General features: G+C 55.5%; 11 protein-coding genes and 1 pseudogene. 8 read left to right on the top strand and 4 right to left on the bottom strand.

Annotation, left to right across the window (positions count from 1 at the left end; all coding sequences use genetic code 11):
• Positions 1-546: 546 nt before the first annotated feature.
• From ACWVX6_RS10475 to ACWVX6_RS10460, 4 genes are all read left to right on the top strand, one after another.
• Positions 547-831 (top strand): DUF1294 domain-containing protein, encoded by a 285-nt coding sequence (locus tag ACWVX6_RS10475; RefSeq protein WP_116705656.1) that lies wholly within the window; start codon positions 547-549, stop codon positions 829-831.
• On the top strand, positions 828-1,994 hold the full coding sequence (locus tag ACWVX6_RS10470) for a cation diffusion facilitator family transporter (RefSeq protein ID WP_455153113.1): 1,167 nt from the start codon (positions 828-830) through the stop codon (positions 1,992-1,994). Before ACWVX6_RS10475 ends, ACWVX6_RS10470 begins: the two co-directional genes overlap by 4 nt.
• A gap of 194 nt (positions 1,995-2,188) precedes the next feature.
• On the top strand, positions 2,189-3,130 hold the full coding sequence (locus ACWVX6_RS10465) for an ABC transporter permease (protein WP_118753629.1): 942 nt from the start codon (positions 2,189-2,191) through the stop codon (positions 3,128-3,130).
• A gap of 1 nt (position 3,131) precedes the next feature.
• Positions 3,132-3,911 (top strand): ABC transporter ATP-binding protein, encoded by a 780-nt coding sequence (locus ACWVX6_RS10460; protein WP_110435947.1) that lies wholly within the window; start codon positions 3,132-3,134, stop codon positions 3,909-3,911.
• Positions 3,912-3,957: 46 nt separating this feature from the next.
• On the opposite strand, the gene ACWVX6_RS10455 is transcribed toward ACWVX6_RS10460, so the two are convergent.
• From ACWVX6_RS10455 to ACWVX6_RS10445, 3 genes are read right to left on the bottom strand one after another with little or no spacing between them, the layout of a single operon-like run.
• Positions 3,958-4,527: a peptidoglycan-binding domain-containing protein gene (locus tag ACWVX6_RS10455; protein ID WP_455153112.1), complete on the bottom strand. Its 570-nt coding sequence runs from the start codon at positions 4,525-4,527 to the stop codon at positions 3,958-3,960.
• A complete protein-coding gene (locus tag ACWVX6_RS10450; protein ID WP_455153111.1) occupies positions 4,528-5,952 on the bottom strand; it encodes a peptidoglycan-binding protein in 1,425 nt (474 codons plus the stop codon). It lies immediately after the preceding gene.
• A 14-nt stretch (positions 5,953-5,966) separates the two neighbouring features.
• Positions 5,967-6,395, bottom strand: coding sequence for a hypothetical protein (locus ACWVX6_RS10445; protein WP_455153110.1), 429 nt, complete (start codon positions 6,393-6,395; stop codon positions 5,967-5,969).
• Positions 6,396-6,484: 89 nt separating this feature from the next.
• Here ACWVX6_RS10445 and ACWVX6_RS10440 point away from each other — a divergent pair, with 89 nt between their 5' ends.
• The gene (locus ACWVX6_RS10440) at positions 6,485-6,943 is read left to right on the top strand and encodes a heme-degrading domain-containing protein (RefSeq protein WP_118481351.1); all 459 of its coding nucleotides are present in this window, start codon (positions 6,485-6,487) and stop codon (positions 6,941-6,943) included.
• Between the two features lie 59 nt (positions 6,944-7,002).
• Here ACWVX6_RS10440 and asnB read toward each other — a convergent pair whose 3' ends face one another.
• Positions 7,003-8,832: an asparagine synthase (glutamine-hydrolyzing) gene (gene asnB / locus ACWVX6_RS10435; RefSeq protein WP_455153109.1), complete on the bottom strand. Its 1,830-nt coding sequence runs from the start codon at positions 8,830-8,832 to the stop codon at positions 7,003-7,005.
• A 353-nt stretch (positions 8,833-9,185) separates the two neighbouring features.
• Between asnB and ACWVX6_RS10430 the strand changes: the two genes are divergently transcribed.
• The 3 genes and pseudogenes from ACWVX6_RS10430 to ACWVX6_RS10420 all read left to right on the top strand — a co-directional run.
• Entirely contained in the window at positions 9,186-10,337 is a 1,152-nt protein-coding gene (locus ACWVX6_RS10430) for an acyl-CoA dehydrogenase (protein ID WP_118361151.1), read from the top strand.
• A 21-nt stretch (positions 10,338-10,358) separates the two neighbouring features.
• A complete protein-coding gene (gene acrB, locus ACWVX6_RS10425) occupies positions 10,359-11,159 on the top strand; it encodes an acryloyl-CoA reductase electron transfer subunit gamma (RefSeq protein WP_118361149.1) in 801 nt (266 codons plus the stop codon).
• A gap of 19 nt (positions 11,160-11,178) precedes the next feature.
• Positions 11,179-11,326, top strand: a pseudogene (locus ACWVX6_RS10420) (acryloyl-CoA reductase electron transfer subunit beta); the annotation flags it as partial.

Raw genomic sequence — 11,326 nt, 5'->3', positions numbered from 1 at the left:
GATGAGCCGTTCGACAGCGGCAACCCGAAAAATGATAATGAAAAATGAAATGTGAGTGCATTTTTCATTTGTCGTTGCGATTGCAAGGGAAAAAGACTGTAAAAGACAAAAGGCGCCTAAAAAGGCGCCTTTTGTGAGGCTGTCGAAAAACTATCGTTTTCCGAGCAGCCTCTCGCTCGAAACCACGTTTTCGAGCGAATACTGAAGAAAAACCGCACCCTACGGGCACATTTTTTCTTCCCTTGTATAAATTCCGAGATACACAAGGTGAATTGCCGCATAGCGGCAAGAGAGGGTGGCCTGGGCCATGCTCCCGGAATTTATGAATTTGCTTCGCAAATTCTATTTTATGCGTGCTGCCGCACGAAGCGTAAAAATTAAAATAATACTTCTTTGACAGACTGACAAAAGACGCCTAAAAAGGCGCCTTTTGTGTTAGACACCGCTACTTTTTCGTTAGTCACGGCTATTTTTGACCTGATTTCTTTGCAATACGGCAATGCCTGTGGTAAAATTGTAGGAAATCCGAAAGGAGGTGCAGCAACCGTGCAGTATGTGCTGTACTATTTTATTGCAGTCAGCGTCATCGGCGCGATTGTCTGCATTTACGATAAGCTCGCCGCGGCTCGCGGCTGGAGGCGTGTGCCCGAGCGCACGCTGTTTTTCTGGGCGCTGATCGGCGGCGGGCCGGGCGTGTACGCCACCATGCTCATCATCCGTCACAAGACGCTGCACCATATTTTCATGCTCGGCATACCGGCAATTATGATTCTGCAGGGAGCAATTATTGTTGGTATTTATAACATTCTGTATATGAAGGGACTTCTATGACAAACGCACTTATCCATATTTTCATCCGCGATGCGGAAAACACCGGCGATTCGCGGGTGCGTGAAAAATTCGGCGTGTTGTCCGGTGCGGTCGGACTGGCATGCAACCTGTTCCTGTTTGCGCTCAAGCTGATCATTGGTCTGCTTACAGGGTCGATTTCTATCGCGGCGGACGCATTCAACAACCTGTCGGACGGTCTGTCCTGCTTGATTTCCATTGTCGGCTTCAAGGTTTCCGGCAAGGAGCCGGATGCGAAGCATCCGTTCGGCTACGGACGCACCGAGTACATCGCGGGACTGATCGTCTCGTTCATCATCATTCTGGTCGGCTTCGAGTTTTTCAAAACCTCGCTCGACCGCATTCTGCATCCGGCTGCCGTAGCGTTCTCGGCGGTGCTGATGGGGATTCTTGCCGTATCCATGCTGGTTAAGCTGTGGATGGGCGCGTTTAACGTCAATATCGGCCGCAGAATCGACTCTCCGGTGCTGATGGCGGCCGGTCAGGACAGCCGCAATGATGTTGTTACTACGGCTGTTGTTGTACTCGGCATGGTAGCCGGCCGGTTTACCACGCTGCCGGTGGACGGCTATGTGGGCGTTGCCGTTGCCGCGTTTATCCTCTGGTCGGGCATCGGCATTGCGAAGGATACGGTTGCGCCGCTGCTCGGCGAAGCCGCCGATCCGGTGGTTGCCCGCAATATTCGGCGGATTGTAATGGAATCCGACCATATTGTCGGCGTACACGATATGATCATCCACAACTACGGTGCAGGGCGCTCGATTGCGTCGCTGCATGCCGAAGTGCCGAGTGACTCGGACTTTGTGGCTGTGCACGAGGAAATCGACGAGGCCGAAAAGCGTGTCTGGCAGCAGACCGGTGTGTATCTGGTCATTCACATGGATCCGATCGATATCAATAATGCGTATGTCAACGCGCTGCGTGAGCAGACCGACGGCGTGCTCCGTGAGATCGACGGACAGCTTACCATGCACGACTTCCGCGTAGTGGACGGCAAACGCCAGATCAACCTGATTTTCGACGTTGTTGTGCCGTTTTCCTATGATGAGGATGCCAAACGCGACCTGCTGATGAAGATCTATGACAGCCTGAAAGCGATCGACTCGCGCTATAATCCGGTTGTAACGCTCGATCATCAGATGTGATAAGAAAATAATAGGCAGAAAAAGGAGGTGCTTTCGCATCTCCTTTTTCTGCTAAAAATAGCATAGAAAAACGGTAGGAAACAAAATAATCCGCGAAAACGGCAAGTTATCATTGCAATAACCCGAAAATTTGCTATAATGAAGATAGCGTTTTTACGCTTTATCAGATAACATTATTGTTTGGGGGAATTTAAGTGAGCTTTTTCTCGGGCCTGCTTTCCGCACTTCCCGGTGCAGTGGCGCAGGGTTTGATCTGGGGACTGATGGCGATCGGCGTATTCATCACCTTTAAGGTGCTCGATCTGGCCGACCTGACCGTCGATGGTACGATGGCGACCGGCGGTGCGGTGTGCATCGTTATGATGACGCACGGCGCGAATGTATGGGTGGCAATGCTGTGCGCTTTCCTTGCCGGCATGCTGGCCGGACTTATCACCGGTATTCTGCATACCTGTATGGGGATTCCGGCGATTCTGGCCGGTATTTTGACACAGCTGGCGCTGTTCTCCATTAACCTGCGCATTATGGACAAAAAAGCAAATGTAGCGATCAATCCGGACAACTACAAGCTGCTTGTATCGCTGCGCAACGTCAAGAAGCTGACTATCGAAAATCCGATTTTCGTTGCGGCTGTCTTTACGATTGTGGTTATCGCACTGCTGTACTGGTTCTTCGGTACGGCGCTCGGCTGCTCCATCCGTGCGACCGGCGCAAACCCGAACATGAGCCGCGCGCAGGGCATCAATGTTGATTTTGTCAAGGTGCTCGGCCTGATGTTGTCCAACGGTCTGGTTGCGCTGGCAAGTGCGCTGTACTGTCAGTATCAGGGCTTCGCGGATGTCAACGCCGGCCGTGGCGCTATCGTTATCGGCCTTGCCGCTGTCATCATCGGCGAGGTGCTGTTCAGCCGTATTTTCCGCAACTTTGCGATGCGTCTGCTCGGCGTATCGCTTGGTGCGGTTGTGTACTATCTGGTTATTCAGGTGGTCCTCAACCTCGGCCTGAACACCAACGACCTGAAGCTGATCTCGGCTTTCGTCGTTGCAATCTTCCTTGCTGTTCCGTACTGGAAGGGCAAGTATTTCCGCGGTGCAGCCAAGAGCGCCGCAAAGACTGACGCAAAGGAGGCCAAGTAAAATGCTGCAGCTCAAAGGGATTTACAAGACCTTCAACGCGGGCACGGTAAACGAAAAGCGTGCCATTGACAACCTGAACCTGACCCTTGAGGACGGCGATTTTGTCACCATCATCGGCGGCAACGGCGCCGGCAAGTCCACCACGCTGAACCTGATCGCAGGCGTGTATCCGGTGGATGCGGGCATGATTCATCTGAACGGCTACGATCTGACCAATCTGCCCGAGCATAAGCGCGCGCGTTTCCTCGGCCGCGTATTTCAGGACCCGATGATGGGTACTGCCGCTACCATGGGTATCGAGGAGAATCTGGCGCTGGCATACCGCCGCGGTCAGAAGCGCGGCCTCGGCTCCGGTATCACGAACGAGGAACGCGAGCTGTATCGCGAAAAGCTGGCAACGCTCGGTCTGGGATTGGAGAACCGCATGACCAGTAAGGTTGGTCTGCTGTCCGGCGGTCAGCGTCAGGCGCTGACCCTGCTGATGGCCACCCTGCGCAAGCCGGATCTGCTGCTGCTCGATGAGCATACCGCAGCGCTCGATCCGAAAACCGCAGATAAGGTGCTGCAGATCACCGAAGAGATCGTTGCACGCGACAACCTCACCACATTGATGGTAACGCATAACATGAAGAACGCCATCCAGTACGGCAACCGTCTGATTATGATGGATGCCGGTCGCGTTGTCGTTGATATCCGCGGTGAGGAAAAGAAGAACCTCACCGTCCGCGATCTGCTCGAGAAGTTCAATATCGAGAGCGACCGTATGCTGCTCAGCGAATAAGGCGAATAGAAAGACCCCGAAACATGGTTTCGGGGTCTTTTTATGTTCATTTTTCATTTTCCAATCGCAATTCTCCATTGATTTGCCAACCGAGCGGTGTCCGCTGGAACAAAGCATTGTGCAGCCCTGTCAGCGCCTGCCATGTGGCTCGATCGGTAATGCCAGTCTCGGGCAGCTGAAAAATTTTCTGTGCATGTCTGACAGCGGACTGTGTATCCGCATCGTACTCGCCGGTGAGCGGCACGGCGGCAATCCGGTTATAATGCGGCGCAGTTTCGCCCAGCATGAGCTGGAGCACATACACCGTGGGACTTTTCGCGCCCGGCTTCAGCACGGCATCGCTCCCCGGCGGGAAGAACGCCGTCTGCATGGGAAGTGCATCGGCGGCGACAAGCGCGGCATATGTAGCGTAGATGGCGTTCCATGTGCGCTGGTCGGCGGTGCCCGTCACCGGAAGGCAGTTCTGCTGCTGATAATCGCGCACGGCAGCGGCAGTCTTTGCATCCCAGATGCCGTCCGGCACGAGCGGTGCAGCGCTGCCCTCAGCCTGCTGAATACGCCGCAGAAAGGTCTGCAAATCGAAAATATGGCTGCGTTTTTGTGCATCGGTGTACAATCACGTTGCCTCCTCTCCAACGGGATAGCCGGGATACTGTCCTCTGGCACTCTGGCTGCCGGCCAGCACGGTTTCGGCGAGATCGGCCATGCCTTCCCAGGTCAGCGGACCGATAGCGCCCGTGGTGGGCAGACCGAGCAGCGACTGGATGACTGACACCGAGGACTCGGTCGCGTCTCCGAAAATGCCGTCTACCGTGACAGCGGGCACTTCGGCGTAGCCGCGGGCGATGATGTTGATGAGCTGCTGCGCCTGCCGCACGGCTTCGCCGCGCATGCCCTTGACAAGAAAGGTCTCCGGCAGGCCGATAAATTCCTCGAGCCACTCCTGCTCAGGCTGGGCGAGCAGCACGGACTGGTAGGTGGAAAGCAGGGCATACCACGTCTCTCGATCCACCACACCGGTGATGGGCAGGCCGACAAGCCGCTGATACGCAGCCACGGCTTCGCGGGTCTGCGGACCGAAAATACCGTCGATCTGTCTCGCCTGCCAGCGCGGCAGCGCATCGTAAAATTCGCCGACGATGGCAAGCAAATACTGCAAAAGCTGTACGCCCGGGCCGCTCATGCCCTCGGTCAGCCGTTCGGGATACTGGCGGGAGATCTCACTGAGGGTCAGTCCCTCGCTGTTGAGCTCGCTCAGGCGCTTGACATTATTATAAATGAACGCGATGCGGTACCATGTTGCCGGGCCGACAAGACCGTCCTCGGTGAGGTTGAATTGCCGCTGGAACGCCCGCACGGCGCGTTCGGTATCTGCGTTGAACACGCCGTCTGTGGGATAGATTTTCGGAATGTTCGGGAAATTGGTCGAAATGCGGTTAAGGCGCGTTTGAATCGTGCGGACATCCTCGGAAAAATCGCCAAGCCGCAGCGTTACACCGGGAAATGACCCGCCGAGATTGGGCGAGAGCGGTGCTCTGGTGACAAAATTTACATCGCTGCCGTAAAACGACTGCACAATCTGCTCGGCAGATAGTCCCTGCTCGGCAAGCGGCACGGTGCCCCACTGACTCAGGCCGCCCGGACAGGTGACGGTCGTGCCGTTGCAGTACTGCGCGAACAGCGGCTCGACCGCATCGCCGCGGGTGAGGTAAGTGCCGATCATATCATCTACAATGGTGGAAATATTCTCGAAAATATCCCGTCCGGGCACAAAGGACTGGTCATACCGCGTGGAATTGGTGATATCAAAATCGTAGCCTTGCGCGCGGTACCATTCGGTGAACACACGGTTGAGCACATAGGACATTTGTGCGTACACGTTGGCGCGGATGGCCTGCTCGGGCCAGGTCGGATAAATCTCGGATGAGGCAACATTTTTGATGTAATCGGCAAACGGTACGGTGATATTCTGCGCATTCGAGGACGGCGCACCGAGGTGCACCGTGATGGTTTCCGGTATGGAAACATAGGGTTCGGGCAAAGCAATCCCTCCTTTTACGGATTCTCCGGCAGCTCGGGATCGAGTGCCTGCGGCGCACCGGTGGCGGTCAGGTCAGTCTGCGCGAAGCTCTGATTTTCCGCGAGCGGTGTAAGCGCCACGGGCAGCATGGTCGGCACACCGGAGAACATGGCGATATGCAGCGCGGTCAGCGGCGTGTAGCCCTCGGCGGAGATTTCGACCGTGTAGACCGCAAACGGCGGACCGCTGCCTGGACTCAGCGAGTTGCTACGCGGCGGCGTTGTCAGTATCATGGACGGCGTCATGCCGCCGGAGTCGGTCGTGACCGAGTAAAGCAGCGTGCGCATACCGCTCTCGTCCGGCGTGGTGGAGACCGAAACGATGGCATTCTCGAGCGGCAGTGCGCCTAACGCGGTCGTGACGAGTACACGCAGTTCGGCGGTGCCGTCGGTCAGTTCAGCCATGAAAAAACCTCCTTGTCAGCAGGTGAAAAAACAGATATACTAAAGGTAACAGCCGCAAAGGCGGCAAAATCTCGAAAGGCGGGGACAGTATGCAGGATTACAAAACAATGATCTCCATGTGTGCAGAGCAGGAGGAAAAGTTTCAGTTTGAGCATTTTTCGCGCGAGGATGCGCTGAAAATCGGCCTCAAGCTGCATGAAAATGCAAAGGAGCAGCCGGTTGCGGTTGAGATTACGGTGAACGGTCTGGTCGTGTTCCGCTGCTTCGGTGAGGGCGCAAAGCCGGACAGCGAACTGTGGCTCGCGCGCAAGCGCAACGCGGTTGACCTGATGGAAACGTCCTCGCTGCGGTTTTTCGCAGAGCTGGAGGACGCAGGCGAGACCTTCGCGGACCGCAAGCTCGACCCGAACGAGTACGCCGCAGGCGGCGGTTTCCCGATCCGGCTGCGCGGTACCGGCGTGATCGGTTCCATCTGCGTTTCCGGCTATCCGGATCATGTGGATGATCATCAGCTTATCATTAACACCTTGGCGGAGTATTTCGCATAATTGAGCATTTTAAATGGGGAATGGAAGATGAACGTATCGTTTTTCATTCTCCATTATTTTTATACTATTTTGACATGATAATGCCGGAACCACCGGTCGAGCTGGATGATATACGCGAAAATCTGCGGGGTGCGCATCAGCTGTCCGAACCACGGTTCGGCAAGGCTTTCCGGTCGCTGCATGAGTTTTTGTACGGCATTCCGGTCGAACAGGGAAGCGGTGACCGAGGTGTTATCCTCGAAAATACGGCGGACATAGTCCGCGCACAAGCGGGTATAAACCGGATGAAAGGTTTTCGGATACGGACTTTTCTTGCGGTAAACGATCTCTTTGGGCAGTTCATCGGCGAATGCGCGGCGCACGATGCCCTTCTCACGCCCCTCGAGCGACTTGAAGTCCCACGGCATATTATAGGCATACTCGACAATGCGGTGGTCGCAGAAGGGCACGCGCACCTCAAGACCGGAGTACATGCTCATGCGGTCCTTGCGGTCGAGCAGGGTTGCCATGAACCAGTCGAGATTGAGCACGAACATTTCACGCATCCGGGCTGCTTTTTTGTCATCGGACGGCAGCCTGGGTGCGCGGGCGCAGGTGTCGCGATAGTGCTGGCGCACAAATTCCTCGCCGTTTCTAACGGCATCCGGTGTGAGCAGACCCAGCCGCAGACCGACCGACCGTGACCACGGAAACGTATCTTCAAATAGAATTTCCTCACGGTGGTACCACGGATAGCCGCCAAATAACTCGTCGGCGCACTCGCCGGACAGGCAAACGGTGGTTCCGCCGCGCTTGACGGCCGCACAGAACAGCAGCAGGGAGGAGTCCACATCGGCCATGCCGGGCAGCGCACGCGCATCTGTCGCGGGGAGCAGGGCCGCGCACAGTGCCTCCGGTTCGAGCACAACGCGATGATGGTGCGTACCGAGAAAATCCACCATTTGATCAATATACGAATCGTCACTATTGGGTTGAAATATACTCTTTGTAAAGTATTTATCGTTGTCCCGATAATCCACCGACCAGGTATGCAGCGTTTCGCCGCGGGCCGCGTAATCTTTCGCCGCCAGCATGGACAGGATGGACGAATCCAGTCCGCCGGACAGGAAACACGCCAGCGGCACATCGCTGACCAACTGACGGCGGGCGGCATCGCAGATGAGCGTGTGCGTGCGCTCGATGGTAGTCGGCAGGTCGTCCTCATGCTCGTGCGCCTCGAGTTTCCAGTAGGTGTGATCGGTGAAGGCTTTCGGCGTAAGAACCGCAAAATGCCCGGGCACAAGTGAGGAAATCTGCCGAAAAACACCGGATTCCGGCGGGCGAGCCGGACCGAGCAGCAGCAGCGTGCGCAGACCATCCTCGTCGAGCGCAGGCTCGATCTCCGGATGGCACAGCACGGTGTCAATGGTCGAACCGAAGGTCAGACCGTTGCGAATGGGAGCGAAAAACAGCGGTTTTACGCCCAGCCGGTCGCGGCAGAGCGTCAGTCGGCGTTCGCGTTTCTCCCAGATGGCAAAGGCGAAAATGCCGTTCAGCCGCGCAAATGCGTCGGTTTTCCACTCGAGATAGGCGTGCAGCAGCACTTCGGTGTCCGAATGTCCGACAAACTCGTGCCCGCGCGACATAAGTTCTCTACGCAATTCCGGTGTGTTATATAACTCTCCGTTATATATAAGGATAGTATTCCTGTCGGGAGAGTACATCGGCTGCTTGCCGCCCTCCGGATCAATGACGATCAGCCGCCGATGGATAAGCGCTGCGTCCTCGTCAAAATACGTGCCTTCGGCATCCGGCCCACGCGGCGTAAGCGTTCGCTTCATTCCGTGAAGGATCGGTCCGCCGCGGCGTGCGTCGCGTTCATAATCGACAAAACCGCCGATACCACACATAGGCGATTCCTCCTCTGATTGATGGTTTCCTTCTGTTATATGTATTAAATGTGAAAAATATGAAGTGAAATCGTAATTTTTCTAAAAAATATAAGCGGTGACAGAACAGGATGAGGATTGCGTGCAATGTGCGTTCGTTCCTGCCGACATTTGGCAGAAACGCACAAAAAATGGAGTGCGGATTTTATCAGTAAAAAGAATGTTAAATCCTTGACAAATGGTTTCCGAACGATATAATAGAGATAGACATGCTCCAAACAAGGACCTCGCTGGGCGCGGCGCTGCGGCCAATGACCGTGTGCGCTGTGTTTTTGTGCGTGTCCGCTATTATTTATTTTTGGGAGGTTTATGGCATGGATTTTAGGCTTACAAAAGAAGAAGCACTGTTCCAGAAGATGTGCCGCGAGTTCGCTCTGAACGAAGTAGAGCCGATCGCAGCTGAGATCGATGCGGAAGAGCGCTATCCGGAGGAAACCGTTCAGAAGCTGATGAAGTACGGCCTGATGGGCATTCAGTTCCCGAAGGAAGTCGGCGGCTCCGGCGGTAACTATATCTGCTATTCTATCGCTATCGAAGAGATGAGCCGCGTATGCGGTACCACCGGCGGCATCATGTCCGCTCACGGCACCCTGGGTGCTTGGCCGATTTACGCTTTCGGCACCCCGGAGCAGAAGGAAAAGTGGCTGCGTCCGCTGATCGAGCCGAAGGAAGGCGCCAAGATCGGTGCATTCGGCCTGACCGAGCCGAACGCAGGTACCGACTCCGCTGCACAGCAGACCATTGCTGTTAAGCAGGAGGACGGCTCCTACATCATGAACGGCTCCAAGGTGTTCATCACCGGCGGCGGCCGTGCAGATACCTACGTTGTATTTGCTATGACCGACAAGACCAAGGGCAACAAGGGCATTTCTGCGTTCATCGTTGACAAGGACGACCCGGGCTTCTCCATCGGCAAGATCGAGCACAAGATGGGCATCCGTGGTTCTCAGACCGCTGAGCTGATCTTTGAGGACGTTCATCTGCCGGCAGACCGTCTGCTGGGCAAGGAGAACGGCGGCTTCAAGATCGCTATGATGACCCTGGACGGCGGCCGTATCGGTATCGCTTCTCAGGCTCTGGGTATCGCACAGGGCGCTCTGGATAAGGCTATCCAGTACATGAAGGAGCGCGTACAGTTCGGCAAGACTCTGGACAAGTTCCAGGGCCTGCAGTGGATGGTAGCCGACATGGCAACTCAGATCGACGCTGCTCGTCTGCTGGTTCGCCGTGCTGCATTCAACCACGATGTTGGTCTGCCGTTCACCAAGGAAGCTGCTATGGCTAAGCTGTACGCTTCTGAGGTTGCAATGGACGTTACCACCAAGTGCGTACAGATTTACGGCGGCTACGGTTACATCCGTGAGTACCCGATGGAGCGCATGATGCGTGACGCTAAGATCACCGAGATCTACGAGGGCACTTCTCAGGTTCAGAGAATGGTCATCGCTGGTCAGGTTCTGCGCTAAGAAAAGGAGGAAAACTGAACTATGAAGGCAATTGTTTGTGTAAAGCAGGTTCCGGATACCTCCGGCAAGGTTGCTGTTAATCCCGATGGCACCCTGAATCGTGCATCCATGCAGACCATCACCAACCCGGACGACCTGAACGCTGTAGAGGCTGCTCTGAAGCTGAAGGATGCTACCGGCTGCAAGGTCGTTGTTATCACCATGGGTCCTCCCCCGGCAGAGGGCATGCTGCGTGAGCTGATCGCTCGCGGCGCTGATGAAGGCGTTCTGGTTTCCGCTCGTGAGTTCGGCGGTTCCGATACCTTTGCTACTTCCCAGATCCTGGCTGCTGCTGTTAAGAAGGTTGGCCTGGAGAAGGACGATATCGTATTCTGCGGCCGTCAGGCTATCGACGGTGATACCGCTCAGGTTGGCTCTCAGATCGCTGAGAAGCTGGACATCCCGCAGGTTTCCTACGTTGCCGGCATCGAGAAGGATGGCGACAAGGTTGTTGTTAAGCGTATGCTCGAGGACGGCCACATGACCATCGAGACCCAGACCCCGTGCCTGCTGACCTGCATCAAGGAGCTGAACGAGCCCCGTTACATGTCCCTCGGCGGCATCATGGACTGCTACTCCGCTCCGGTTTCCGTATATGATTACAACACCCTGAAGGACGATCCGCTGATCGATCCGACCACCATTGGTCTGAAGGGTTCTCCCACCAATATCTTCAAGTCTTTCACTCCCCCGCAGAAGGGTCAGGGCAAGATGCTCGAGGGCGCTGACAAGGCTACCTGTGAGACTCTGGCGGCTGAACTGCTGAAGAAGCATATTATCTGATTGAAAGGAGAACAGAACAATGGCTGATTTTAATAACACCAACCTCGCCGATTTCTCCGGCGTATGGGTATTCTGTGAGCAGCGCCAGGGCGAGCTGCAGCCGACCGTGCTCGAGCTGATCTCTGAGGCACGCAAGCTGGCAGACGACATGGGCACTGAAGTTTGCG

It is taken from the genome of Butyricicoccus sp., from assembly GCF_977037065.1.
This window is presented reverse-complemented; position numbering and strand designations above follow the sequence as displayed.

Excerpts from the sequence above, each read along its gene's own strand:
- ACWVX6_RS10470 (WP_455153113.1), top strand. The coding sequence starts at position 828 with ATGACAAACGCACTTATCCATATTTTCATCCGCGATGCGGAAAACACC.
- ACWVX6_RS10460 (WP_110435947.1), top strand. The coding sequence starts at position 3,132 with ATGCTGCAGCTCAAAGGGATTTACAAGACCTTCAACGCGGGCACGGTA.
- ACWVX6_RS10445 (WP_455153110.1), bottom strand. The coding sequence starts at position 6,395 with ATGGCTGAACTGACCGACGGCACCGCCGAACTGCGTGTACTCGTCACG.
- ACWVX6_RS10440 (WP_118481351.1), top strand. The coding sequence starts at position 6,485 with ATGCAGGATTACAAAACAATGATCTCCATGTGTGCAGAGCAGGAGGAA.
- asnB (WP_455153109.1), bottom strand. The coding sequence starts at position 8,832 with ATGTGTGGTATCGGCGGTTTTGTCGATTATGAACGCGACGCACGCCGC.
- ACWVX6_RS10430 (WP_118361151.1), top strand. The coding sequence starts at position 9,186 with ATGGATTTTAGGCTTACAAAAGAAGAAGCACTGTTCCAGAAGATGTGC.
- acrB (WP_118361149.1), top strand. The coding sequence starts at position 10,359 with ATGAAGGCAATTGTTTGTGTAAAGCAGGTTCCGGATACCTCCGGCAAG.